General features: G+C 35.3%; 28 protein-coding genes and 1 tRNA gene. 6 read left to right on the top strand and 23 right to left on the bottom strand.

The genetic code is table 11. The annotated features are described in order from the left end of the window. Window positions 1–41: 41 nt before the first annotated feature. Together CLO1100_RS05780 and CLO1100_RS05775 are read right to left on the bottom strand one after the other, a co-directional pair. The gene (locus CLO1100_RS05780; RefSeq protein WP_014312821.1) at window positions 42–1,442 is read right to left on the bottom strand and encodes a hypothetical protein; all 1,401 of its coding nucleotides are present in this window, start codon (window positions 1,440–1,442) and stop codon (window positions 42–44) included. Window positions 1,443–1,485: 43 nt separating this feature from the next. Beyond that, window positions 1,486–1,851: a hypothetical protein gene (locus CLO1100_RS05775; RefSeq protein WP_014312820.1), complete on the bottom strand. Its 366-nt coding sequence runs from the start codon at window positions 1,849–1,851 to the stop codon at window positions 1,486–1,488. A 197-nt stretch (window positions 1,852–2,048) separates the two neighbouring features. On the opposite strand from CLO1100_RS05775, the gene CLO1100_RS05770 reads away from it, so the two are divergent. After that, window positions 2,049–2,131 (top strand) — tRNA-Leu (locus CLO1100_RS05770). On the opposite strand, the gene CLO1100_RS20190 is transcribed toward CLO1100_RS05770, so the two are convergent. After that, a complete protein-coding gene (locus tag CLO1100_RS20190; protein WP_014312819.1) occupies window positions 2,110–3,582 on the bottom strand; it encodes a recombinase family protein in 1,473 nt (490 codons plus the stop codon). The two genes, CLO1100_RS05770 and CLO1100_RS20190, sit on opposite strands and share 22 nt — an antisense overlap. A 223-nt stretch (window positions 3,583–3,805) precedes the next feature. On the opposite strand from CLO1100_RS20190, the gene CLO1100_RS05765 reads away from it, so the two are divergent. From CLO1100_RS05765 to CLO1100_RS05745, 4 genes are all read left to right on the top strand, one after another. After that, entirely contained in the window at window positions 3,806–4,099 is a 294-nt protein-coding gene (locus CLO1100_RS05765) for a hypothetical protein (protein WP_014312818.1), read from the top strand. A gap of 390 nt (window positions 4,100–4,489) precedes the next feature. Next, entirely contained in the window at window positions 4,490–4,762 is a 273-nt protein-coding gene (locus CLO1100_RS05755; protein ID WP_014312817.1) for a hypothetical protein, read from the top strand. 358 nt (window positions 4,763–5,120) lie between these two features. Further along, on the top strand, window positions 5,121–6,572 hold the full coding sequence (locus CLO1100_RS05750; protein ID WP_014312816.1) for a hypothetical protein: 1,452 nt from the start codon (window positions 5,121–5,123) through the stop codon (window positions 6,570–6,572). 141 nt (window positions 6,573–6,713) lie between these two features. Next, window positions 6,714–7,673 carry a DUF2971 domain-containing protein gene (locus CLO1100_RS05745; RefSeq protein ID WP_014312815.1) on the top strand — a complete coding sequence of 320 codons (960 nt, stop codon included), beginning with the start codon at window positions 6,714–6,716 and terminating at the stop codon, window positions 7,671–7,673. A 69-nt stretch (window positions 7,674–7,742) separates the two neighbouring features. On the opposite strand, the gene CLO1100_RS20675 is transcribed toward CLO1100_RS05745, so the two are convergent. The 4 genes from CLO1100_RS20675 to CLO1100_RS05730 all read right to left on the bottom strand — a co-directional run bounded on the left by CLO1100_RS20675 (window position 7,743) and on the right by CLO1100_RS05730 (window position 10,889). Beyond that, window positions 7,743–7,913 (bottom strand): hypothetical protein, encoded by a 171-nt coding sequence (locus CLO1100_RS20675; protein WP_014312814.1) that lies wholly within the window; start codon window positions 7,911–7,913, stop codon window positions 7,743–7,745. Then, window positions 7,913–8,644, bottom strand: coding sequence for an NlpC/P60 family protein (locus tag CLO1100_RS05740; protein WP_014312813.1), 732 nt, complete (start codon window positions 8,642–8,644; stop codon window positions 7,913–7,915). Before CLO1100_RS05740 ends, CLO1100_RS20675 begins: the two co-directional genes overlap by 1 nt. Before the next feature lie 2 nt (window positions 8,645–8,646). Further along, window positions 8,647–8,937, bottom strand: a complete 291-nt coding sequence (locus tag CLO1100_RS05735) for a hypothetical protein (protein ID WP_014312812.1) — start codon at window positions 8,935–8,937, stop codon at window positions 8,647–8,649. A gap of 287 nt (window positions 8,938–9,224) precedes the next feature. Then, window positions 9,225–10,889 (bottom strand): hypothetical protein, encoded by a 1,665-nt coding sequence (locus CLO1100_RS05730; RefSeq protein ID WP_014312811.1) that lies wholly within the window; start codon window positions 10,887–10,889, stop codon window positions 9,225–9,227. A gap of 106 nt (window positions 10,890–10,995) precedes the next feature. Between CLO1100_RS05730 and CLO1100_RS05725 the strand changes: the two genes are divergently transcribed. Further along, window positions 10,996–11,313 carry a hypothetical protein gene (locus tag CLO1100_RS05725; protein ID WP_014312810.1) on the top strand — a complete coding sequence of 106 codons (318 nt, stop codon included), beginning with the start codon at window positions 10,996–10,998 and terminating at the stop codon, window positions 11,311–11,313. Between the two features lie 24 nt (window positions 11,314–11,337). Here CLO1100_RS05725 and CLO1100_RS05720 read toward each other — a convergent pair whose 3' ends face one another. From CLO1100_RS05720 to CLO1100_RS05650, 16 genes are read right to left on the bottom strand one after another with little or no spacing between them, the layout of a single operon-like run. Next, the gene (locus CLO1100_RS05720) at window positions 11,338–13,113 is read right to left on the bottom strand and encodes a phage tail spike protein (RefSeq protein ID WP_014312809.1); all 1,776 of its coding nucleotides are present in this window, start codon (window positions 13,111–13,113) and stop codon (window positions 11,338–11,340) included. Then, entirely contained in the window at window positions 13,106–13,951 is an 846-nt protein-coding gene (locus CLO1100_RS05715; protein ID WP_014312808.1) for a phage tail domain-containing protein, read from the bottom strand. The genes CLO1100_RS05720 and CLO1100_RS05715 overlap by 8 nt, the downstream gene beginning before the upstream one ends. Window positions 13,952–13,963: 12 nt before the next feature. Then, window positions 13,964–17,389 (bottom strand): tape measure protein, encoded by a 3,426-nt coding sequence (locus tag CLO1100_RS05710; protein ID WP_014312807.1) that lies wholly within the window; start codon window positions 17,387–17,389, stop codon window positions 13,964–13,966. A 12-nt stretch (window positions 17,390–17,401) separates the two neighbouring features. Beyond that, entirely contained in the window at window positions 17,402–17,533 is a 132-nt protein-coding gene (locus tag CLO1100_RS21220) for a hypothetical protein (RefSeq protein WP_278244398.1), read from the bottom strand. Window positions 17,534–17,559: 26 nt separating this feature from the next. Continuing rightward, a complete protein-coding gene (locus CLO1100_RS05705) occupies window positions 17,560–17,889 on the bottom strand; it encodes a hypothetical protein (RefSeq protein ID WP_014312806.1) in 330 nt (109 codons plus the stop codon). Then, a complete protein-coding gene (locus CLO1100_RS05700) occupies window positions 17,874–18,167 on the bottom strand; it encodes a hypothetical protein (RefSeq protein WP_014312805.1) in 294 nt (97 codons plus the stop codon). The genes CLO1100_RS05705 and CLO1100_RS05700 overlap by 16 nt, the downstream gene beginning before the upstream one ends. Before the next feature lie 51 nt (window positions 18,168–18,218). Beyond that, entirely contained in the window at window positions 18,219–18,923 is a 705-nt protein-coding gene (locus CLO1100_RS05695) for a major tail protein (protein WP_014312804.1), read from the bottom strand. Then, the gene (locus tag CLO1100_RS05690; protein WP_014312803.1) at window positions 18,916–19,326 is read right to left on the bottom strand and encodes a DUF3168 domain-containing protein; all 411 of its coding nucleotides are present in this window, start codon (window positions 19,324–19,326) and stop codon (window positions 18,916–18,918) included. The genes CLO1100_RS05695 and CLO1100_RS05690 overlap by 8 nt, the downstream gene beginning before the upstream one ends. Before the next feature lie 2 nt (window positions 19,327–19,328). Next, a complete protein-coding gene (locus tag CLO1100_RS05685; protein ID WP_014312802.1) occupies window positions 19,329–19,763 on the bottom strand; it encodes an HK97-gp10 family putative phage morphogenesis protein in 435 nt (144 codons plus the stop codon). Between the two features lie 4 nt (window positions 19,764–19,767). After that, on the bottom strand, window positions 19,768–20,118 hold the full coding sequence (locus CLO1100_RS05680) for a phage head closure protein (protein WP_014312801.1): 351 nt from the start codon (window positions 20,116–20,118) through the stop codon (window positions 19,768–19,770). Continuing rightward, window positions 20,115–20,402, bottom strand: a complete 288-nt coding sequence (locus CLO1100_RS05675; RefSeq protein ID WP_014312800.1) for a head-tail connector protein — start codon at window positions 20,400–20,402, stop codon at window positions 20,115–20,117. Before CLO1100_RS05675 ends, CLO1100_RS05680 begins: the two co-directional genes overlap by 4 nt. Continuing rightward, window positions 20,350–20,541 (bottom strand): hypothetical protein, encoded by a 192-nt coding sequence (locus tag CLO1100_RS05670; protein ID WP_014312799.1) that lies wholly within the window; start codon window positions 20,539–20,541, stop codon window positions 20,350–20,352. The genes CLO1100_RS05675 and CLO1100_RS05670 overlap by 53 nt, the downstream gene beginning before the upstream one ends. A gap of 60 nt (window positions 20,542–20,601) precedes the next feature. Next, entirely contained in the window at window positions 20,602–21,756 is a 1,155-nt protein-coding gene (locus tag CLO1100_RS05665) for a phage major capsid protein (protein ID WP_014312798.1), read from the bottom strand. 44 nt (window positions 21,757–21,800) lie between these two features. After that, window positions 21,801–22,535: a head maturation protease, ClpP-related gene (locus CLO1100_RS05660; RefSeq protein WP_014312797.1), complete on the bottom strand. Its 735-nt coding sequence runs from the start codon at window positions 22,533–22,535 to the stop codon at window positions 21,801–21,803. After that, window positions 22,510–22,785, bottom strand: a complete 276-nt coding sequence (locus tag CLO1100_RS05655; RefSeq protein ID WP_014312796.1) for a hypothetical protein — start codon at window positions 22,783–22,785, stop codon at window positions 22,510–22,512. Before CLO1100_RS05655 ends, CLO1100_RS05660 begins: the two co-directional genes overlap by 26 nt. Beyond that, complete coding sequence (locus CLO1100_RS05650) at window positions 22,757–24,037, bottom strand: phage portal protein (protein ID WP_014312795.1); 1,281 nt, start codon at window positions 24,035–24,037, stop codon at window positions 22,757–22,759. The genes CLO1100_RS05655 and CLO1100_RS05650 overlap by 29 nt, the downstream gene beginning before the upstream one ends. Between the last annotated feature and the right edge of the window lie 147 nt (window positions 24,038–24,184).

The following is a 24,184-nucleotide window of genomic DNA, read 5'->3' as shown; positions in this document are numbered from 1 at the left end:
TAACATTCCTCCTTATCTCTTTTTCCAAATTCTCATACAAGTCACTGTAGTGGATAGGCTGGGTGATGAATAGACTTTAGTACCGAATTTATCCTATCCAAAAAGCTTCTGTCCAAATTTGATACATTTTCTCTCAAGAGTTTATCAAGACTTTCATCCAGACTGCTGATATTTTGGATTTTTGCCTTTGTCAAGGAATTACAATTACCATATGTAAACAGATTTATCCCCCTGCTTAGCAGAGGCTTTACGTACTTGTTGACTTCTTCGTAAGTAGCTCCCATATTGGCTAACGCATTTGCTGTATCAGCATAAATATCCGGGAGAACTGAGCTATAATTATCTATTTGCTCAATTTCCGAAAGCAATGATATATAAAAATCTCCTATAGAACATCGTATCATTTCCGCCCCCGGTATGCTTCCGACCAGCAAAGGAAGTTTGGGAACAGTTCCATATTCCACCAGATGATATGCGTCGGCATACATCCCTGCGCAACAGGAAAAAATACCAGATACCTGCTCAGAAATCTTCTCTTTAACAGCATCCCTTATTTCATCTGTTTCTGATAATTGTGAATACAACTGTTGAATCATTTGCTTTTTATCCTCACCCTGATCACTAAGCTTATCAATCATTTTAATAATCTTTATGTTATTATTTAGTTTTTCAGAATAAAACCCTTCTGATTTTATTCCCAACTCCTGAATTAGCTCCATACTCTTTTTACTTTCTTCATATAAAGCATTAAGATACAGGGGTTTAATATTAATCCTTCCGAACTCAACTCCCACAGGAAGGTTTACCTTTTCACCCAACCCCCATGACCATATTTTCAGAATTATTGTTTGTCCGTCATTAACGAATTCAGGTGTAAAAACTAAAACAGGCTGGCCTTGAAGCCCTGAAAACAAGTAATTTATTGATGCATCGTTAGAAGGTGAATCCTCCCTCCAACTCCCTATATCTGATATTACCGGGTGAGTGCTTACGCTATTATAATGTGTTATAAGAAATGAAGACAGATTTCCATTTATATTTTTTGCAATAGGATGGTCTTTATCTTTTAACGACGTTATTATCCTGCATGGGATTACTTCTTTACCGTCAATACTGCAACCTTCAAAGGGTGTAGTAAGAGCAAAGTGCATATCAAAAGGTTCTCTTAAAGGCCAGCAGTTGGAATAAAAGGTTTTTTGCTTCCACTCTTCCATACGCATTTCAAATTGTGTCCTTGCTTCCGTCAACCTGAACTGATGATCAATCAGCTGTATCTTGCTTTTATTCTCAAAACTAATGGCTGCTTCTTCCTTTTTCTTCTGTATTTCCTTTTGCTCTTTACCTGTAAAAAAGTCGTATGACTTCTTTGCTACGGAGGAAATTGCTCGGGTTGCCAGCCTTGATACAACCAAAACGAGTATATCATCTACCCCAAATGCCATAGTATTACCTCCTCGTATTATAAATCTCTTTAATTAGTTATTATTACCAATGGTCACTGTAGCTGTGTCCGCAATTACTGCACGTATTACCGGATATGCTCTCAAAATGCTGGCAGTTGCAAAGATAACGCATACATTTTCCATATCCGTGGAAACTTGGACTATTTGAAGATTGCTGTTTTATTATACTGTGTTTAGAATACCCACTTGAATTTTCTCCCATATCAGTATCTTCAGTTTCCTGATCTTCATCATCTTCTTTGTCAGCTCCGTCATCATCATTGTCATCATCTTCTGAATCTTTATTTTCATCAACTATATCCTCTGTGTCATAATGAGTGTCACTCTGTTGGTCATCGACGTGGTCATCGTAATCGTAATCATCTTCATCCCAAAAACCGTTACTCATTTGCATTACCTCCAATCAATAAACATTATTAGAATAATTATATATTAATTATATTTATTTAGGTACCATGTATTTCATTTTTTTTAAATAAATGTAACTTAGTTAATATTTTGTCATTGAATATGACTCTATACAAAAATTTATTTAATATTCTGTTGACAAAACTATCAAATCTATTTATAATAGGAACTGCTCGTGCGGATGTGGCGGAATTGGCAGACGCGCTGGATTTAGGTTCCAGTGGGCGACCGTGGGGGTTCAAGTCCCTTCATCCGCACCAATAGTATCTAAACAATAGCTGAAAGTGATTTTATCATTTTCGGCTATTGTTATTTTATGAATGAACTTTTTAACTATCGGCTTGCATTCATCAATATTGCCTTTTTCAAGTATATTTTTATATTTAATCAAGCTACTTTTTATTTCATCAGGTGTAAACAAAACCATGTCCTGACTGTTTTTTGCACAAGCCAATTCAAATAACGTATCTTTTTTTGCCTGTTCTAATGTCTGAAGTTTTTCTTCAAGAGCAGATGACGAAATTCCTTTCATTATTACATTAACGATATTGTTTATCTCTCGTTCAAATTGGCTTACAACAGATTTCAGTTTATTTATCTCTGCTTCTGATTCGTTATATTTTTTGGCTGAGTATTCATTAAGTTTTTGAGCATACTCGTTTATCGACTCATCAGAAAAAATTTTTGTGATAAGAGTATTTAACACTTTTTGTTCAATAGATTCCTTTTTTACTTTATTTCTGCATTTTTTACAAAGATAATAAGAATAAATTTTTTTCTGATTATTTTTTGTCCTATGCCCTCCCATATTTGAGCTACAGGATTCACACTCAACTAATCCTGTCAGCAAATAAGTATCTACAGCTTTAAATTGGGCTTTGTGTTTACTATTAATTTTTCTTTCTTGAGCAGTATTCCATGTATTTAAGTCAATGATTTGGGGGATAACATTTTCCACTATTATAATCTGCTCTTCAGGTTTAGTTTTATGACCATTGCGCTGTCCAGGAATCCTTGAAACCGCTTTGTTATATTCCATAATTCCAATATATTTCTTATTTGAAAGTATTGAGTACAAGCTATTCTTTCCAAATGGCACATTAAACTTAGTTTTGTATCCTTTTAAATTAAGTTCATTTAGTAAATCTCCATAAGAATACCCATTTGCATATAGTTCAAATATTTTCCTGACAATTACAGCTTCTTGCTCATTGATGACATACTTTTTATCTATAATATCATAACCCAATGGTGCAAACCCACCGGTAAACTCTCCGTGATATGCTTTTGTTTTAAGACCTTTCATAACTTCATTTGCAAGGTTTTCGGAATAATATTCGGCAAAACTCTCTAAAATGCCCTCCATTAAACGACCTTCTGGACTATCTGAAATAGGCTGAGCAACATAATATAATTTAATGCCCAACCTCTTCAGTTGTGCTTTATATATCGCTGAATCATATCTATTTCTTGCAAATCTATCAATTTTGTGAAGAATAATTGCATTAAATATGCCTTTTTTGGCATCGGATATCATTTGCTGAAATGCGGGTCTATCATCAGTCTTTCCAGACTTTTCTTCGTCAATATAACTATGAACTAAATCTATATTACTATCTCTGCAGTACTTCTTTATTTCCCTTAATTGAGCCTCAATACTATCTTCGTTTTGATTATCTGAAGAATATCTTGCATATGCAACGGCTTTCATTTGTATCCTCCCATACTTTAGCTTCTAGCTTAATATTATAATATTTCTTAATTAAGAGTTATTAATAAATATTTTACTACATTCACCAAAAAATGTAATCTGTAAAAACACTAAAGTAAAATGCTTAAAATTGTTATTAATATTTAAATAAAAGCTATTGATAAAAGCAAAGCTAAAACATATAATGATATCAAACATATGTTCTATATTAGGAGTGAATAAGATGCCGTTTGGTTTTGAAAGAAAACAATATGAAGAGCAACTTAAATCTGAGGATAATTTAGAGAAACTATACCTTGAAGTTAATGCAACCTACTTGCTAGATGGGAGCATTAGACCGATTTCATTTATTTGGGAAGATGATCAAAAATATGTAATTTCTAAAGTAATAGACTGCACACCCGGTCAAAGCTTAAAGAACTACACGGCTGGACTAAAATATAAATGCCAAGTAGGTAATAAAAACTTCTCTCTTTTTTTTGAAACAGATACTACACGTTGGTATATACTTAAATAAATAAAATTCATTTATTGTTTTATTTTGTAATATATTGTATAATTTTATTATCATTTCTTGATTCACATCAAAAAATTGAAAATTTCTTGATTACACAAAAGACGAGCTTCGGCTCGTTTTTTGTTTGTGGTTTCAGGCAATTGCGAAGTGAATAAGCAACCAAAAACTGCATACTTGTGAAAATATGCAGCAAATTTAAGTTGATATAGAAACCTTGCGAATAAAGTAAGTTGATTTTTGGAAACTGAATAGTGCGGTACTTGTTGCAACATAAATACTATTCACCAAATTTAAAACCAAATATAGTATAATTATATTGGTTTTATGTATTAATGCCAATGTTTGAAATTGCGAAGCAAAGATTATTCATATAATGGAAAGGTGTGTATTATGTCACATAGCAAACTGAAAAAGCCAGACTTTTCAATATATCTTAATAAATGGAATCCGTCGGCTAAAAAATATATTAATATCTGCAATATTTGTGGTAGTCAAGGCTACAGTCCTGTAATTTTAGCGGAGGATTTTTATTACAGAGAACCAAATATCCACACAGAAAATAGGGCTATATATAAAGAATTAACAAGGACGCTTAAGCCATTACCGTTGGATAGCATGGGCAGGTGTGAAATCTGTAATAAAATACAAGAACAAACAACATGATTATGACATATTAGTCTTATAATCATAATTAAAAGCTATTGCGATATATGCATCGACTATATATATTTTGAATATCCTGCAGAAGATAGGTACAATACTATTTCTTTGAACCATAATATAAAAAATTTTCTCTCCCAGTTCAGATAAAATTCTTACTATTTTCTTCTCTATTTAACCGACCATATCCTTTATTACATGTGTAATAAAGGATATGAAGTTGTAAAAAAGCAAAAACATAACATTGTTAATCTAAACTATATAAACATTAAATAATCCCCATTATTTAGAAAATGTGGTATTATTTTTATATATTAAGTAATTGTATTAAAGCCATAGAAAAAAAGAAAGGAACATCTTAATGACGACAATACCAGAATTATTAGAATTATTGGATTTTGGACAAGTAGATTCTGAATCTGAGTCTAACTTAGATCGTAAATTCTTAAAAACAACTGATTTTGAAAAATTCATTAAAACTAATATTGTTTTGATTAAAGGAGTTAAGGGATCTGGGAAAAGTGCTTTATTTGAAATGTTTTCTAAATATGAAGCTCAAACAAGAAAATTAGCTGGAAATTATATAGATAATGTAATTTTTGTTACCGGTACTGGATTTAAAGATTTAAAAGAATTAAAAACTGATGATATGGAAAAGTTAATGAGACAGCCTAATTTTGATTTTGATAATACGTGGCAATTATATATAGCTATAAAAGTAGCAATCAAGTTAGGTGAATTAGGATATAGCTCTGGTGAAAATTTATCAGAGTTTTTAAAACAAGCTGGGTATCTGGTAGATGTCAGAGTTCTTCCGCTAATTAAATCTTTATGGAAATTAATATTTGGTGTACCTCCTAAGGGAATAGATATTGAATACAAAGGTGTAAAATTTAAAATTGGTGGTAAGACTCAAATTGATACTCAAGATATTTTAGCAGAAATAAATGATCTTTTGATACAAGAAAATAAAGAAGTGTGGGTTCTTTTTGATAAGATTGATGAGTTATTTTCTAACGATTATAATAAAAGGAAACAATGTATTGAAAGTTTATTTAGAGTCAATTCACAGTTTTCACAATACTCTAAAATAAAATTAAAAATTTTTCTAAGAAATGATATCTGGAATACACTTCATTTTGTAAATAAAGACCATGTTGAAGGAAAAACAATAGAATTAACTTGGGATAACAAATCTCTTATGGCACTACTACTTAAAAGAGTTTGTTCACAAGCAGATATTCTTGAATTTATAAGTAACAAGAGCGGAATCTCTCAAAACGATATACTAAATAGTGTTAATTTGGGAAAAGCTTTTTGTACTCTTTTTCAAGAACAAGTCTATAAAGGTAAGGGTGAAGCTAATATTGTTGATTGGATGATAGCAAGAATTACAGATGGTTTAGGCGGAAAATATCCTAGGGACCTTATCAACTTTGGAAACATATCAAAAGAAATTCAAATAAAAGATTATCAGCCTGATAATAATTATTTAATATCAGGACTGGCTGTAAGAGATGCATATTATAAGGTATCCGAAATTAAGTTTTCTACATATCTAAGTGAATTCCCGTCCCTTCAAAAACATTTTGATAGATTTAAAGGTTGTACAATTTCAAAATTCGATAGAAGTGACTTAATAAAAATGATGTCCGGATTGGATCCATCTGATGATGATATGATACAACAATTATATGAAATTGGTATTATTCAACCACTTCCACTTAAAATTAAGTCTACAAGTGCCAAAAAGTTTGAAATACCTAGGTTATTTAGATCTGGTTTAGGTTTAGTCCTACGAGGTAGACCATAATACACATTGCTTATGCGAACAATATAAATATTATTATCAGGAACTTTCTCAAAATATAAAGAATTATAAAATCCACGAATATATACCATATATGATATAATCTGTATAACCACGAGAATATTTAAGAAAGAAGGAATTGTTATGGATCAAGATAATAGAATACATGAATTCTTATGCAAAGATGATTCTGATTTAGTAGGTATTAAGTTCCACTATACCTCACCAGAAGGCTTAAAATCAATTATTGATAACTCTATTTTTAGATTTACGGATTGCCAATTTTTAAATGATAAATCTGAATATATACATATAGAAAAATCTTTAACAAAAGTGCTCGAACAAATTGAAGGTACGGTAAGAAGTGAAATAATAGAAATCGCAAAAAACGTATATACAAATGATTTTAATGTAGAAGAAAGCATATTTGAGTCCGAGTGCGACATGACTAGATATAATGTAAGGTATTTTGTTTTTTGTTCATCTAATAATAACGATTTGCTTAATATGTGGAACCATTATGTTAAAAATAGTAAGTATATAGGCTATAATATTGGTTTTAATACTCAAGAAATGATATCTAACCTTTCGAAGATAGAAGGTAATATTGAAATTTTTCATGGTAATGTTGTTTATACTGAAAACGAACAAATAGACATTTTAAAAAATTACTTGATTAGTATGAGTAATTTATTATCTTCCAGGTTGCAGGATGCCAACTCTACTGAATTGGAACCAGAAGTGGAAAAAGAAATGATATACGACAGTACTGAACAAGATATTTTTAGCCATTTACAGCTATTTAGACTTTTTTTTAAAGATAAGGCCTTTATACATGAAAATGAATATAGGTTTGTTATTAAAGTCCCTATTGAGGATCCTCCAACAAAACAATCATCCGATTTACATGATTTTAGTTTAAAAAATGGTATTTTTGCTCCTTTTATCAATGTAAAATTTGATAAAAATATTGTAAAAAATATTACAGTTTCCCCCACAATTGAATATAGTTTGGCTAAAGATGGGCTTAATCGATATTTGAAATTAAAAGGTTATGATAATTTAATTAATATAACAAAATCTATAATACCAATTAGATATTGATAGTAAAAATAGTATTGGGGAATAATAATTTTTTGCCCTCAAGGATTTCTCCCTGAGGGCATTTGTATATTACACTTTATTCAATTTAACCGCAAAGAAAAACGACACTGACATAGTAGCCATTGATAAAAGCTTATCTGGATTTACCTTCCCGGCAGCAGTGAACGCAATCGTTGCACCAACCAATGCAAATGTTATTATTGTCTTTACATCTATCAGTTTTGCAAATTTCTCTTTCATTATAACTTTCCTCCTATTTTTACAATTAAATCATCGAAGTATGGGTCTATATCTTTATGTGCGAGCCAATATTGCTTGTCTATGCCATAATTTTTAACTAGGTTATCCAAGGCCTTGTTGTAATCAGTTTTGTTCGCATCGTCTTTTTTTGAAGTTGAATTATCCCCACTATCAGATTCGTTTCCAACGGTTGCCTTTGCACCTTCAGGTTTAAGATCAAGTGCCATCCAAGAAGCCTGTCCCCAATGAGTCCATGTTCGTTGCGATAATTTCGTTATTACAACACCATAATCAACCCCACGGCTTTCTATTACCTCGCCATTGCCAATATATATTCCTACATGTACCATACGGCCTTGAGATGTTCCGTACATAAATACTAGTGTTCCGGGAATAAGTGACATGCTTGGAATTGTGCCACGTTTACTCGTGCATTGATCATAAAGACCTTGGGCACTTACATCTTGCCATACTCCTGAAATTGCTCGTCTAGCTGATTTTATTAGTCCAGAACAATCCCAACAAACTTTACCAAGCCATTTAGCACATCGGCCCTTATAGTAGTCTCCATTTCTTTGAAAATATCCCTCCCCCATTGTATTTCCGTATGTAGCTTGAGCTGACTTTAATAGGTCTACAGTGCATACTTGTCCTGTAGCACTATAAACATAGCCAAGACCTACTTTTAATTTCACCCATCTGATAATATCTGATGCTTTGACATTGCCCATTTTTAATCTCTCCCCTCTAAATTATCAATTCTTTTGTGTGCTGACTTTGCTGACTCTTCTACACCTTTTACACGTTCAGCTAATGCAAAATGGCGTTCCTCTGATGTTTCTTGCTTTCGTTTTAAATCATCAACGCCAGCTTTTATATAACCAACATCTGATATCAGGGTCCCGGAATTCTTACCGGTATCTGTACTTTCTTTTTTTACTCCGTTCCGATAGCCAACGTAGCTAAATAAAATACCACTCAAAGTTCCGGCCACACTAATAGCTACTAATACATTAACTTCCATTTATCAGTCCTCCCCAATGATGTATTTATATAAAATAAAAAGAGAGCCAAATAAATGACTCCCTTTTAGTTCGTGATATTATCCTATAACTCATTTCCAATTATCATATCTATTTATTTTCCCCCATTTTCAAGGAGTACTTCACTAGGTTCTAAAAACCTCAAAAAATTGCCTTCCGTGATATTCTTAACTTCTGTTAAAATATAATTTTGGCTGGTTTTCTCGGAAATAATTTGCTGTCCTTCTTCTTCGGTATTATATTGTATAATTATAATTTCACTCCTCCTTTAACTTACAAATGTTTCATTTACTGATATTTTTATCCCCCCATTACTTTTTTCAATCATACTATTAGATGATGTAGATGAGCTTTTTAAATATATCTGAATTTTATCAGATGGCAGCCAACCCGAAATATCCTCAGTAAATAATACGTAACTGTTACTATTAACACTTCGTTCTATACCAACAGCAGTGCCATTTCTATAAATTCTTGCATAAGCAGTATACGCACTCCCATTTTCCGGACGTAACGGAAAAGATATTCTTAGCGTACCACCAAGTAATAATGTCTTTTCAAATACTTTTGTATATGTAGCATGATAATATTTATAATCATTAGTAGTATCATGGAATAAACTATTTGTATCACCTGCTGTAAAAGTTGGTCTTAATACTTTTCCTGTGCCGTTATAATATCCTTCACTAATAGTTGCATCAGTGAAAAAAGTACATTGAATATTACTTGCAGTATGATTAACCATTGTTCCATCTACTAATCCTGAATTTGTTCCGATTGAATAACCTGATAAAACTTGTGCTGATTGTGCGGTTCCGTAATCACCCCCTTCACCCTGTAACCGAAAATTTGTACCATCATACCTTAAAGTATAAACCCCACCGCTTTTCCAATTTGTAACACTAAGATTATTTGCTTTTAAAACGCTTTTATCTCCTGTTCCTGACCAGTTTAGGGTTACTGCTCCCGTAGAATCTGCATTGCATTTAAAACTTACAGCCATACCAGCCACTAACACTGCTATTACAGGACTTGCAATAGAGTAAGCATTACCAGCATTTGTAGATACACCTGCCCACGGTATTTGCATCGTATAATCCGACAAATGTGTATTGATTGTATTTTGTATTGTTGTCTGTACCTGTTCGGTTTTTTGGTCTGTATAGGTTTTTGCTCCACTCAATGCCGTATCTGCTTTAGCTTGTGATCCCGATGTAGTTTCGTAGTCAGACATATTATTAACCAAGTTTATAAATTCCAGCTCGGATTCCTCTAACCTATCATCCAAGGTTGTAAATGTTTTACTTTTTACGGTTGACGATCTAGCTATTGCTACTTCCGGGTCTTTGCTTGCATTAATAACTATTGTATCTATTTCAGACTTTGCTTGTTCTAGAGCAGCTTTTACATTGTCTTTGCCAACAAAACTTCCCGAATAACTTATATTTTCAGCAGCGTGTGTCCCAAAAGTTCCAGTAATGTGATTATCAAACCTTGCCTTATTATTGTTTAATGCTTCTTCAACCGTCCCCCCCTCTTCGGCAGAGTCATTTATAATAATGCTTGCTGTATGCCGGTTTGCCTCTCCTGAATAATGATTATTTAACTCTACACTGTTATTTTCCACCACTTCCCTAATGCTATCTCCCGGCAAAGATGAATCGTTAACAATTGAGCTTGCACTATGCTTATTTAATGCTCCTGTATAATGGGAGTTCAATTCCGTTCTTGTATTCTCCATCACCTCCTTTACACTTTCCCCCGGCTCTGCAGAATCATTAATTATAGAGCTAGCCGTGTGCTTATCTGCAGTTCCTGAGACATGCCCATTAAAAGCGGACTGTATCGCCGCAAAATTTGATTTAACCACTGGCCACCAATGATTTATAGATTTAATAACCAATGTTGGCCAGTTCATATTAAGATTAAGCATTTTACCACCCCTTTACATATTTTGGTTGAAAAGTCTATTAAATGTCACATTTTTGGTATATACTGTATATAAAACTAATATATTAATAGGTTTGGAGGTATGTCCTATGAAAAAATTTATATCCGGTTTAATTGCAGGAGCTATCCTCGCATGTTCAATAACCGCCTTTGCCACAAATTTAAAAGTTATTGATAATCCTTATCCAGTTTTAATTAATAACAAACAAGAAGATGTAAAAGGCTACAATGTAAATGGTTCAACTTATTTAAAACTTTCAGATTTTACAAAGGCTGGTTTAGATGTTAAGTTTGATAAAGATAAAGGCCAAATTGACATAGTAAATAAGGTTGTGACTACTCAAAACAACAATCCATATTCTGATATGGACACAACTGTACCTAAAGTTACTATTAATATTGATTAATAAGAGGCTAGCTAGCCTCTTATTTTATGTATGGTATTGTAATATGTGCTGACTTATTGCATCATCTACATATTTTTTTGTTGCTATATCTTGCCCATTTATCGTTCCAGTGGTGGCAGTAAGCGAACTTTTTAAAGTTCCGTTATTGTCATATAAAAATATACATGGTCCACCTTGACTTGCTGTAATAAATACATTCCCCATATTTGTTGGACCATATAATGTTAAAAAACCACTATCATAGAGTCCTCGGGTCCCTAAAGCAACCCTAGGCTTATATTTTGAGTCATTATACAGCATTAATGTTCCACCTATATTTTCGCCGCCTACACCCTCTACCCCAATACCAACGTTCAAATTCCCATCGGTATCATATATTGCGACCTTTCCTCCATTTACGTCCTTATAAATGTCTAATAATAATTTCCCCGTATCAGATACTTGTTGAATTTCAACCCCTTTTAAAATTCCTGCAATAATTAAATCTGCAACAAACCCATTACCATTTCCAAAAGTTCGAAAATCCCAAGAACCGTCTGCTTTACGTTTGTTAGCTATAGCTATCACACCGTCTACTATTGCAATAGCGGAGTTGTTTCCAAATTCCCACAAGTCACCTGTTCTATGTTGTGCAAGCTCTTTTTTTAAGCCGTCATAAACTGTTTGCTTTAAGTTGCCTACAAGGTTTTCAAACCACTCTGACTTAACCTCTCCGGCCTGATTTGTTACATTACTTAGTTTCTCCGATGCATTTAGTCCGGCTACTGCAGCATCGGTTAAAGTTTTTGGAGGATAGCCAAGTATTACGTCAGATTGTTGCGGCCCATATGGGTAATACACATATTTAGTAAATCTCTGAACCGTATCAATTCCAAGTGTCTGATTCATTATTTTTACAGAGTCACCTAAGTTTACTTTAAAGTTTTGTCCAAACAGCTTATAAAGCTCTACAAATTTAAGTCCATATGCTACTTTTACCATGTCGATTCTTTCATGGTTTTCCGGGCTAAATTCCCACAAGGCTTTTTGATATAATTCATTAGGGCCTTCTGTGTCATATTCTTTATAACCTTCCAGTATTCCATATAGAGCTATACCCTCTGTACTGTCTATGTATCCGTGAGGTGCCACCGATGATGGTAAAGGCATACCGTTTTTACCTAAAGCGTATAGCCTTGTTATTGTTTCGCCTGTATCTGCTATATCACTTAATAATTGTAGATTGTTTGATAGTGTACAGTGTAGTCCCGTATCTTTACCGATACGTTGAACAAGGGCTATATTATAGTTGTCTACATAGATTTCACCTTTGCCTACATTCTCTATTATCTTTTTGATAATCTGAAACGGTGTAACCTTTGAACACTGGAATATATCCGTCTTGTCTGTTACCCACGACATTCCAAGTGCTGTTGCTTCTGCCTCTGTCAGCACATGAAACGGTGTCCCGGAAAATGCTGTTGCCATAATGGCATAGGGTGTATAACCCATTTGGTTTGGATAATCAGGTATTAATTTTTTTGTTGCATCATACATTACATGCAGACATTCCACTGACCGTTTTATTATGCCTTGATTCTCCCTTGTTTTTCTTACAACCCTAAATTGTTGTCCTTCGCATGTTACTATATTATTGTGCTGCAAATACTGCCATTTTTCGTTACTCTCTCCCGGCAGTTCAAAAGTTAACTTGTATTCTCCGTTTATTTCTCTTGTAACACACACATTCTGTGCTTCTTTCAGTACTGCCAGACCGTTTCTGGAAAAGTCTGTTTCTTTTTTGTCATATACTTTAAGCATAGTTTATCACCGCCACATTTATAAATTTAAAATCAAAGGTTACTGTTACCTGACCTGTACCGTCTGAGGTTATTGTCAGTTCATTGCTACCCGGTGCAAATACCAAGCCATTTCCTGATAAAAAAGGCATCACATTTTGACCGTTTTTTGTTGCCATAGGCTTTTCACAGTCTATTATTAATGTGTCTCCCGTTTGTATACTACCGGTATATGTGTATTGCTTTGTTCCAGATGCAATAGTTAATTTTGTAAAACTTCCTGTTATAGTCAAAACGGGGGTAGTGTACCAATCACCCAAATTGTTTACTATTACACTTTGACTACCTTGTGTAAATGTATAAGTCGGATTCAAGTCCAAGTCAATTGGTATTTCGCTGTCTATATCTATCTTGTCTGTATCAAGAGGCACACCACCGGCAGCTGAATCCAAGAACCATTTTGAGAAAGGTTTTACCCTGAAATAGACTGATGCTGTTCCAATTCTGGCAAGTTCATAGCTTACCTGTTCTGTATTTTCTACTTTAGCAGTCCAGACCGTACCGGGCATATCATCAAATTCAAGGGTTTTCCAGCCTCCAAACAGCCAACGTCCAATTTTGGTAAGGAGTATATGTATTTCTTGCATATCCCTCCCTACAACGGATAATGTCCCTTCAAACACCCTATCATTATAGTGTTGTCTTCCATCCTCATTAAACTCAGAAAAATCAAAATCACTATCTGTGTCAGGTAGTGATTCATAGTAGGTTTTGGGCTCCGGCATAAACGGTCGCTTTGTTGTTTTCCATGTTGTTGGTATTTTACTACTGTGTATACCGTTTATTGATATTCCATACAATTTAATCCCCCCTTATGTTGCCATCCCACGCAGTCCAGACGTAAGCATGCTTCCAAAAACATTTGCACTTACAGAGTCATATATATTGTTATTATTAGTTTGATTTATTACTGTTTTTCTGACTGTCGGTACTTGCTGCCCTGTTAATGTGCTACTTGGATTAATATGTGTTACAGCATCAATCAAGGCTTTAACCTTTGCGGTTGCCTCTTCAATTTTTCCTGCTGCTGACGCTGCATAATCACCTATATTTTTTAGTAGATCCTTTTGCTTCTCGTCAAGCCTTGTGTACTCGTCACTTATTGCATCAAGACGGGCTTTCCTTGCTTCTTCTGTTTGTGTCTGATGTTCCTCTAAAGCATCAAGCTTACCTTTCTTCTCAACGTCTCTTTGTTCTTTTGCAGCTTCTTTGTTGAGGTCAGCAATTTTGTCATGTATTTCTTTTAGCCGGTTCTTGCCCTCTGTGGTAACTGCAGCTCTGAATATTTGCTCCTGCCTTGCAAGGTCTGCAAGTTCTGTGTTCCTGTCCGCTTTCTTTTCATTTTGCTCTATCAGGTCATATTCAGCTTCAATCTGTTTTTTCCGGGCATCGTATTTTTTCTTATCATAGTCGGCTTCTTTTTCAATCGCTTCTTTCCGGCTGTCCAGTATTTTCTTTTGTGCATCTACTTCGGAAGAAATTTCATCTTGCAGGGCTTGCTTTCGTATATTAAATTCGGTCTGGTCAAGAGATTTAAGCTGTTCCAGATAGTCCTTATAGTTGATTACTTTTTTATTGTAATATTCTTTTGTATAGGCTCTAATTTTTTCGTAGGATGCTACTTCCTGCTCTGCTGACAGTTTCCCGTAGTTTTTCTGTGCCGATATCCACTGTTCAGAGTTTTTTAGTCTCTCCTGGTACTCCTCTTTTTGAGCTTGCAGTGCATTTTCCTTTGCCTTGTCGTTATACTGCTTTATTTCAAGGGTATACTGTTGCCATTCAGACGATCCTGATTTATAATATTTATCCCGGAGTACTGCAAGCTTTTTATAGTATGTGGCTTCGGTTATGTACCCCATATCAAGGTTAAATTTAAGTGTTTCAAATTCCCGTTGTATTGCTTCTTTTCTGGCTCGTTCAGCATCTTTGTCATTGTTTTTTCCGTTTAGGAGTGGAGGAGGTTCCTTATTATTATTGTTGTTCGTGTTGGGGTTATTGTTTCCGTACTTTTTCGCATAGTCCTGTGCCATTTTCTGCGAATCTGAAATAGCTTTCTCTGAATCCGCTATGCTTTTATTTACGTTATCAAGCTGACTTTGCAAGTTTTTTCTTTCGATTAATATTCCATTTATTTTACTTTCATTTTTAAATGACTTTGTTACTGATTCAAGAGTACTTTTCCCGAATACATCCGTCATACTTGATGATATTTTTTTATTTGCTTCGTTAAGAGCATTTTGATTATTCTTTATTGATTTTTCTATTGCTGTTTTTTGGTCTTGCATATTTAAGATGTTTTCAGCTGCAGCACTAGCCTTTTTATCAGCAGCCTTTACGAATAAAAGCTGTTTATATGCATCTATGGCATTGTATACAACACCTATTTGCTTGTTTAACTCGCCTGTTTCACTGTTTAATGCTAATGCCAGATTGGGTATTTTTTGATTTAATTGGTCTACAATCTGGCCCATGCGGTTTTTTTCGGTAGTTGTTTTATTGGTTTTGCCACTAAGCCCTTCAAGCTCCTTTGCCAACCTTTGAGACATGGCTATTTCGCCCATAGACGATTTTGTTTGCCTATCTATTGACTGTATATTGCTTTCGTACTCAGATTTTAAATCAGCTGTCTTTTTTGCAAGTTTATCTGCTTCTGATTCTGCTTTGCTTGCAGTTAATGCATATGTTACTAAAGCCCCGCCCACAATACCGATTGCAGCTGCTACTAAGCCCCAAGGTGATTTTATAAGGCTTGCATTTAACACGTCATTGGATACCTTTGCAGCATCAAACCCGGCTTTTACTGCTAATACTGTAGATTTAAGCACGTTAAACGCTCCGGCTGCAGCATTTATAACTGATGTTATTGCCATTGCAGCACCTACCGCTATAAGTACGTCTTTCATTTCCCACAGGATTTCTACTGCTTTTGCCACATATTCAATAAACGTAGCTATATTACGGCCCCAATCCTCTGCCATTTTGTCAAGCTGTCCGTTTGCTGACATTTCATTTATTGTATCCAGTAGCGAGCTTAACTCACCTTTAAGGTATTCAAAGCCTTCCGACCCAACATCCCTTGCAAACATGCTTATATCGTCTTTGAGCGTTGACCACATACCACTCATGGTCTTACTTTGTTTATCCATCATTCCGTGGAACTTGCCGCCTTCGGCTGTCATGCCCTGTAATGCTGCTGTTACGGCATCGGCACTAATTTGTCCGTTTTCAATCATTTTTCGCATTTCGGCAGTTGTCTTACCGTACATTTTTGCCAACGCATCCAAGAGTGGAACACCGTTTTCAGCAAACTGCCTAAGTTCTGTACCATAAAGTTTTTGATTAGTAACTACCTGACCGTAGGCAAGGGATATCATATCCAACTTTTCCGGGATTCCCATAGATATGTCGCCCAACATTTGCATAACCCCGGCAACATTTTTTATATCTACACCATAGGCAAGTAGCCGTTTTTCTGTATCCACGGTTTGTGGCAATGTAAAAGGTGTTACTGCTGCAAATTGGGTTAACCTCTCCATTTCCTTCTGAGCTTTTTCGGCACCGCCCAAAAGTACTTCAAAGGCGGTCATGTTCTGCTCAAACTTTGCATTATCACCTATAAGTGCTTCGTATAAGGTTTTTCCTGCATATCCTATTGCTAACCCTTTTATGAGAGTGTATATATTAAGCAGTTGCCCTGATGCAGTAGTTACATTTTGGGTACTCTTTATATTTCTGGCCTGTTGGTTATTCAGCTTGTCGATTTCCGCACAGGTTTGAGATACTGCAACTTTGAGTTTATTTTCAGCTATCTGACTATCAAGTATTTTGTTTTTCCAATTTGCAACGGCTTTATCAGCCTTTGATAGCCTTGAAACTAAATCATCATATTGCTGCTTGAGCTTTTTTACCTCTTCTGTGGACTTAATTTCTGCATTTGCTGCATTTTGGTAAGCCTGTTTAGCAGCTTCAACCTTTGCAGTAAGCTTAGACTGTGTATTAACCGCATCGTCTAAGCCTTTTTTCATTGCCGAGGTTGCAGCCTTTAATATTTTTGTCTCTGCCTCATAACCCTTTAATTTATTTGCTGCAAGTGCAAATTTATCTCCTGTAGCCTCTATTGCCAAGTTTGTTTTTTCAAATTCTTTTTTGACATTTTTTAGTGGAGCAACCATGCTGTTTACTTCTTGTGCAAATTTATTGCTACTAAAACCAATACTTATATTCGGGTTCTTTGCCAAATTCTCACCACCTTATAACATGCCCATGATAGGTGCATTTGCTGCTTCTATTTCATCTTTTCTGGTTTCTTCGTCAGGACTTAAAGCTAACCATAGAAGAATATCAAAGTCTTGTTTGTCTACTTCGGACGGTAACAACTTCATTTTCATAAAAGTCTTATAAAGATTTCTTAGTCGCCCACTCCCGGCTCCTGTTCCGTTTGTGGGCTTGATGAGTTTTTTGTTTCTTCATCAATACTAAAAAACCAGTTTAATATTTTTGTACATGCATTACTTATTTCTTTTATTTTGATTTCCGTTTCTAGGATTTCATCCGTAAGTATAGTTCCTTCAAACATTTTTTTAAGTGATTCAAAAGCCCATAGTTTATAGTCGTTCATATTAAGTTCTTTATCTCCGGCTTTGTGTCTTTGATCATCCATAATGCAAGCATGTTTAAATGTAAAAGGCTGTGAAACTATTTTTTGACCGTTGTAGTCTAAAACTATTGTTCGTTGCATTTATTTCCATCCTTTCCAGTGCATAATTCTCTAAATTCTTTATCTGACACTATCTGTATTTTTCTATCCGGCTGCAATGGGTTTGCCATCCTAATAAACGACATTAATATTTGATCGTTAATATAACAAATGCCATCTTTATATTTAATAAAAACATTAGACAAACCATAAGTTGGCTTAAAGTATTCAAATATTATTCTTCCTACGCTGTTTTCTTTGCACTCTTTGCAGGATTTGATACTTGCTCCAAACTTAATATCTATATTTGGATTTTTCATATTACCTCCTAAATAAATAAGGGCAGCTTTCGCCACCCCTTAATATGTATTTTATATTTCAACAAACTTTGAGCCATCCCAGTAATGATGTGTATCATCCGTTGTAAGATGATAGATAACTCCGGGTGTTCCCGTTTCGGGTAATGTTGCAACTGCTGATACTGTTGCAGGTTGCCCATATGTTTGATTTACTGCATTTGCAAGTCTTTCCAGTGTAGCCTTACTGAAAAAAGTTGCCCCAAAATTCGGATCAGATGATTTTCTGGAATATATCCATTGACCGTCAGCCTGTCTTGTAAGTGCCGATGCTGTCATGCTATCATACTGCATAGTAACCCCGTCTACCGGTTTAGTATCTGCTGTCATGTTTGACGGTGCAAATTTAGTTTTTAATATCCAAGTATATAACCCTTCTGATTGGTTTACAAACGTTCTCTTGTATCCAAATGCGACATACGGGGGATTGTCTGTTGTGCCTCCATAAATACCTCCGTCAGCATCTTCTACACGCCCCAATAGTATTTTTTCTTCTACCGGTGTAAATTCAAGTCTTTGTACTGTTACATCTGCTCCGATGCATTGGGTAACACTTTCTGCAATTACATCATCACCCGGAGCCTGTGCCGTATTTACCTTTGGATTTACTTGTGCCTGTTGTATGTTTTTTAATCTTACAGGCACATCGTATGTAATTGAACCAATTTCATCTTTAGTCATGATTGCATAATATGCATCCTTTAAGCCTACTTTAGCCATTATCTTCACTCTCCTGTTCTAATAATAAATAAACCTCTACTACCTTGTGATATACCTCTGTGTCCTGCTCATAAATTTTAGCTCCAAGTTTTACCGTACACAGGAGGTTTGTCTTTAGTATTTTTTTAATCCTGTTTGTAATATCAAACAGAGTTGTTTCATCTTTTGTCCAGATATCTACCCTGACATTTACATCAGACATTGTTGCTTCATCATCTGCGACAGCTTCATCCGTGTTAACAACTTCAAATAGCGTTATCCGGGGATATTCATCAGAGTTTGGAGCTACAGGACTGTTATATATTCTAAACAAACCATTTTCTACGTCTATACCACCTAGTAATTTTTTTAAAGTTTCATCTGTGTTTAATGTCTGATAGACCAATGTCTCTGCATCCTGCAATGTTATCCCCCCATATATTTGTCAAATTCACGGTTAAAAGCTTCTTTCATCGGTTCTACTGTTGCGTCCCTAGCTGCTCGGTATGCTTTTTCTATAAAAGGATGGGGTGGGGCTTGTGTTGTGCCGTTTTCAACATAATACAGATACTCAAAATTTCGGTTTAAGGTCCCGACTAAGCGGTATCTGTTTTTTGTTTTTCTCGCTATTCTGGTTTTAGATACAACAACATTATCCCTTGCATGTTCCTTGTCTCTTTTTGAGTTTGGAGGCATATTTCGTATAAATGCTTGCCTTGCAGGTTCGCTCCCGGCATCAAGAACGTTTTCAGCTATCTGTGCGGTATCTATTCCCATTTTTTCAAGTTGATTTATCATTATGTCAAATTCCGATATATCAAACCCGTTGTTACCACTATGAGTTCCAATATTCATAGACATGGTATCACCCCGCTTCAATAGTGTAGACTTTAAATGTTATTACCTTATTTTCTTCTCTGATATTATCAATAGGCGGTAAAATACCGTAACGCTTACCCTTGTACAAAACGGACATATCAGGCGTTAAATTAGGTATGTAACGTATGGTTATATTAGCCGTAGCCTTTGACATGGCCGCAGCCGCAGCGTAAAATTCATTACCGTGCAACCAAACCCATTTAGCCCAGCGGAACACCTCTGGCCGATCTTGAGTTGCACCAAAATCAACCCAAGTTTCAACAGGATGCCCTTTGTTGTCTATGCTTTTTGTTTTCTTCTGTATCCGGATACGGTGCTTTAATTCTCCTGGATTCATATTATTGTCTCCTCTTCATAGCAGAACTGTAACTGAAGAATTATATTTGATAGGCTATATTGCAGCTTATCTGCTTTTCCAATTGGCTCTCTATTTTCATGCCAGTGAACAACAAGGAGCTTAATTGCAAGTTTAGCAAGTTCATTTCCTTCGGGTAGCTTACATCCTGCATTTTTCAAATATTCTTCAGCTGCAGTAATAAGTGAAAGAATGTCCAAATCCTCTGAAGTGTCACTTTCGTCTCCCTTTAGATATTTTTTCGCTTCTACTAATGTCAGTATCATCTTTTTCACCAGCCTTTTTAGCCCATCCTCTGGCAATATAATTATCACCAATCTGCCAAGGCAACTCGACAACGCTGTCGTTTTCCAATTCTACACCGTCCAGTTTGATGCCATCAATTAAAATCATATATTTTTCCATTAAGTACCTCCTAACTGAATTTATAAAAGGGGAGGTTTTTAATCTCCCCTTCTTGACAAACTAAACTATTGCAGTAACATCGATTTTACCTCTTACAGTAGCTGCTGTATCCCAAGCTTTGTACTGTTCCCTTTCGATTACTCTTAATTCGGTTCTGTCCTTTCTGAAGGCAGTTCCTCCAACGTTTGTTGAGGCTATTTCGTACTGCTGTCTGTCGAATTTGATAACAGTTTCTTTAGTGTCTCCTATAAACATTGGTGCGTATTTGGTAGTTGTCCCGGTAGTTGGGAGTTGGCTATTTGGGGCAACTTTTACTTGCTTGCCAAAGAGTATTTTCCCCGAAGGCTGAGTTATATCGTCTTTGAGAAGCGGCCTTCCTTGTCCATCAACCAATGTATCCAGATACTGAAACCCATCCTGGTTTGTAAGAATAACTGCCGAAGTTGCATGCATAGGGTCCAATGTAACATTCAATGCTTTCTTGATTGCTTTCCAATCAGCAAGCGTAACCTCATTTAATGCATTCAAGATAGCCATAAATAGTGTGCTATTTGTTACTATGGATTTTTTCCCAATCCATCTTGTCAAGTAGGCTAGTATGTTTTGATCGGTATCTTTTAATAAATCATTAGGTATTGGCAACCAACCTGCATATTTTTTAATGGAATATGTAACCTGCTCAAATTGAGGGTTTACCATTTCATCTATATCTGCAGTATCGTCTGTGATATTCTCAAATGGTGTCATTGTGGCAAGTTTTTCAAGTACCCTACTGCCTGATAATGTAGTAACTCCTTCAATTGTAGCTAATTGAGATAGGTCAATAAGAGTCCTTTTATACTCATTAATCTTTGTCTGAATGTCCTGAGGAACAATTAATCCTCCGTCAGCAGCGGTCCCTTCACTCAATGCAGCTTTAGAATCAAGCATAGATGCTTCGGCCTCGGTAAGGTTTTTACCTCTCAGTGCTTTACAAAATGCAGCTTTATATTGCTTTTCTTCTTCTGCTTTATCCTTTTCTTCTCCATTAATTGGGTTCCCAGCAGAATCTTCAATTGATTCTATATCCCTTATCAAATCAATTTTTGCCTGAATTGATTTTGCTTCATCTGCTTTCGCTTGAGCTTCTTTAATTTTCCCCTCGTCTACAAGAGTTCTTGCTTCGTTTTTTAGTTGTGCCAGCTGCGCTCTTAATTCTCTTTCTTCTCTGGTCATAATATTATTACCTTCCCTTCATAAAATGGTTATAAAAAAAGACCCTATATCAGGTCTATTTCTAACAATAGTTTTTGTTTTTCAATTTCTTCTCTTTGGTTATGTTTTTGTTGTGTGTTAAATACTTTAGGAGAATTTTTGTACTTACTGAAGTAATCCGATGCGCAAGCAGCAGCTTTGCTTTCCTCCACCACCTCAATATTAAAGTATTTTGAAGCCTCTTCACCCGTAAGCCATGTTTCAGAGTTGACCAATTCTTTTATAGTTTCTATGTCTACCCCATCAGCAAGGTTTTCTTTGTAAATATTTAGAATCCCTTCGTCAATGCGTTCAAGATCTTCTGCAGCTTTCCTGAAATCATTTGCATTACCCACCGATAATGACCATGCTTTATGAATCATAAGAAAAGCATTTGAAGGAATTATAAGCCTTTGCCCACACATTGCTATTACAGATGCTATACTGGCTGCTACACCATCTACATATACCGTTTTTTCAGCTGTATGCCTTTTTAATTGATTGTATATGGCTAATCCGGCAAATACTGAACCGCCACCCGAATTTATATATATATTCAGTTTTGATTTCCCATCCAGTTCTTTGAGAAAGTCTGCTATGTCCTGTGGTATAACATCTGATTCATCCCATTTATAGTTCATGATATCCCCATAAATAAAAAGTTCAGAGAGGTCATTACTCTGATTCTTGATTTCAAGGTTCCCACATACTTTTTCCTTTCCGGTTCTTTTATCCTTATTCAATAATTCCAGTTTGGGCATCCGTTTCACCTCCGCAAGTTTCTTTTTGACAGGCATGGCATTTTACCACTTTATCAGTTACTTGTTGATTTAATTCCATTCCAAGAATTACTTCCGGATGCCTTCTGCAAGTAAAACCTTCCATACGTCTTGCTATTATTGGTGGACAATCCCTGTCAAGGAATATACACTTTTTACTGGCATTATTACTATTGTGTGATATCTCTGCACAAAATCTTCCCTCAGGTATTTCCTGTGTCACTTTTATCATTGTTTTTCCCCCTTCTCCATTGTGTTCCAACCTGATCAAGTCTTATGTAGTTGCCATTTCCAATAAGCATGTTTGCAACGGGTTCCTCGCTGTATGGTTGACCAAGTTCTTCTCTTGCTTCGTTGGCTGTAATCATAAAATTATTAACACCTTTTTGTAGCCTATTCATTTGATTTACAGGATCAAGTTTGAATAACTCCCTGGTATCATGTTCTAGTGTGTTACTGTCTGCCAGTTCTGATGTTGTAAGGAGCTTCCTTGTATTTTCTTCTTTATATCCTTTCAGGTTCGGTAAAAGGCTGTTAATATAAAAGTCAAGTTGCTGGGTTTCGCTGTTGCTGTAACTAGACTTGTCATAATTATTAAGTATGTTGGGCTTGATTCCAAATGCGGCTGCAATCTGTAACGCACTATATTTGTTTAATTCAAAAAACTGTGCATCCGTGAGTTTCATGTCCAGCATTGTTGCCGTTATGCCAAGTGGCAAAGGTATAAACTTACCCGAACCAGTATTAGAAGAGAATGATTCAAGTTTTTTTACCAATGCACTTTCGCCTTTTATGTCCATATCACCGGTATACTGGACCATTATCTTTCCACCGAACATATTTGTCTTATATAGTTTATTTAAGAACTTCTGTGCCGACATAGCCTGTTCTATTTGAAGTATTAAAATGTCTCTTATTGATAGTCCGACTATACCGTCCCAACTTAGTGAACTTTTGTAATGTAATATTTCATCACAATTAAATTTCCAAGACTTGCCACTCCTACTGTCTTGCCACACATACCATATCCCCTTAGGTATACCAAATATGCCTCTGTTATCAACCCATACCGTGACTTCATTTGTTGGAAGTAACCATAAGTTTTTTACCTGCCCGGCATTTCTTCCTGCTCTGTAATATTCCTGGTACACAAATGCATTCCCAAAATGATTCCTATTGAGCTCAACAGTTTCCCAAAAAGTTGTAGCAGTCATATATGGGTTCGGCTCTGTATTTAACAAATAATGTAGCGGTTTTCCCCGAATACGTTCTTTCCCTTTTAGAGGATCTTCCCTGTATTGAATTATTGGCAATTTACCCATACATTCGCTTAAGTGCTTAAGGCATGTAAAATATGTTATCTCTCCGAGTTTTTCTCTGTTGGAATAGCCAGCATCTATACCAAGCATTTTTAATAATTCGGCACTCCACTCATTATTTACATATGTATCTTTTTTGCTTATTGCTTTTTTTAAAAATCCCACATAATCACTTCCTGTCTGCCTTGGTAATAATTAAGCTGACCAAAATAAGTGCTGCTCCTGTTACATATGAACCTAATATGTAATTAATTTTGTAACTAGCAAAAGAAATAAAAAATAGGCCAAGGCAGAAAAGTACTTCCGCTGCGC

The organism is Clostridium sp. BNL1100 (assembly GCF_000244875.1).
Taxonomy (GTDB): domain Bacteria; phylum Bacillota; class Clostridia; order Acetivibrionales; family DSM-1351; genus Ruminiclostridium.
The sequence above is the reverse complement of the archived record's forward strand: the minus strand, read 5'-3'. Positions and strand labels throughout refer to the sequence as shown.

Bases quoted from the DNA above. Each gene is read 5' to 3' on its own strand.
- CLO1100_RS05675 (WP_014312800.1), bottom strand. From the start codon at position 20,402: ATGATACTGACATTAGTAGAAGCGAAAAAATATCTAAAGGGAGACGAA.
- CLO1100_RS05735 (WP_014312812.1), bottom strand. From the start codon at position 8,937: ATGGAAGTTAATGTATTAGTAGCTATTAGTGTGGCCGGAACTTTGAGT.
- CLO1100_RS05655 (WP_014312796.1), bottom strand. From the start codon at position 22,785: ATGATAAAAGTGACACAGGAAATACCTGAGGGAAGATTTTGTGCAGAG.
- CLO1100_RS05730 (WP_014312811.1), bottom strand. From the start codon at position 10,889: ATGCTTAATCTTAATATGAACTGGCCAACATTGGTTATTAAATCTATA.
- CLO1100_RS20675 (WP_014312814.1), bottom strand. From the start codon at position 7,913: ATGAAAGAGAAATTTGCAAAACTGATAGATGTAAAGACAATAATAACA.
- CLO1100_RS05680 (WP_014312801.1), bottom strand. From the start codon at position 20,118: ATGAATCCAGGAGAATTAAAGCACCGTATCCGGATACAGAAGAAAACA.
- CLO1100_RS05775 (WP_014312820.1), bottom strand. From the start codon at position 1,851: ATGAGTAACGGTTTTTGGGATGAAGATGATTACGATTACGATGACCAC.
- CLO1100_RS05720 (WP_014312809.1), bottom strand. From the start codon at position 13,113: ATGCTTAAAGTATATGACAAAAAAGAAACAGACTTTTCCAGAAACGGT.
- CLO1100_RS05685 (WP_014312802.1), bottom strand. From the start codon at position 19,763: ATGTCTATGAATATTGGAACTCATAGTGGTAACAACGGGTTTGATATA.
- CLO1100_RS20190 (WP_014312819.1), bottom strand. From the start codon at position 3,582: ATGAAAGCCGTTGCATATGCAAGATATTCTTCAGATAATCAAAACGAA.
- CLO1100_RS05665 (WP_014312798.1), bottom strand. From the start codon at position 21,756: ATGACCAGAGAAGAAAGAGAATTAAGAGCGCAGCTGGCACAACTAAAA.
- CLO1100_RS05750 (WP_014312816.1), top strand. From the start codon at position 5,121: ATGACGACAATACCAGAATTATTAGAATTATTGGATTTTGGACAAGTA.
- CLO1100_RS05765 (WP_014312818.1), top strand. From the start codon at position 3,806: ATGCCGTTTGGTTTTGAAAGAAAACAATATGAAGAGCAACTTAAATCT.
- CLO1100_RS05745 (WP_014312815.1), top strand. From the start codon at position 6,714: ATGGATCAAGATAATAGAATACATGAATTCTTATGCAAAGATGATTCT.
- CLO1100_RS05700 (WP_014312805.1), bottom strand. From the start codon at position 18,167: ATGAAAAATCCAAATATAGATATTAAGTTTGGAGCAAGTATCAAATCC.
- CLO1100_RS05670 (WP_014312799.1), bottom strand. From the start codon at position 20,541: ATGGAAAAATATATGATTTTAATTGATGGCATCAAACTGGACGGTGTA.
- CLO1100_RS05660 (WP_014312797.1), bottom strand. From the start codon at position 22,535: ATGCCCAAACTGGAATTATTGAATAAGGATAAAAGAACCGGAAAGGAA.
- CLO1100_RS05780 (WP_014312821.1), bottom strand. From the start codon at position 1,442: ATGGCATTTGGGGTAGATGATATACTCGTTTTGGTTGTATCAAGGCTG.
- CLO1100_RS05740 (WP_014312813.1), bottom strand. From the start codon at position 8,644: ATGGGCAATGTCAAAGCATCAGATATTATCAGATGGGTGAAATTAAAA.
- CLO1100_RS05705 (WP_014312806.1), bottom strand. From the start codon at position 17,889: ATGCAACGAACAATAGTTTTAGACTACAACGGTCAAAAAATAGTTTCA.
- CLO1100_RS05695 (WP_014312804.1), bottom strand. From the start codon at position 18,923: ATGGCTAAAGTAGGCTTAAAGGATGCATATTATGCAATCATGACTAAA.
- CLO1100_RS05725 (WP_014312810.1), top strand. From the start codon at position 10,996: ATGAAAAAATTTATATCCGGTTTAATTGCAGGAGCTATCCTCGCATGT.
- CLO1100_RS05755 (WP_014312817.1), top strand. From the start codon at position 4,490: ATGTCACATAGCAAACTGAAAAAGCCAGACTTTTCAATATATCTTAAT.
- CLO1100_RS21220 (WP_278244398.1), bottom strand. From the start codon at position 17,533: ATGAAGTTGTTACCGTCCGAAGTAGACAAACAAGACTTTGATATTCTT.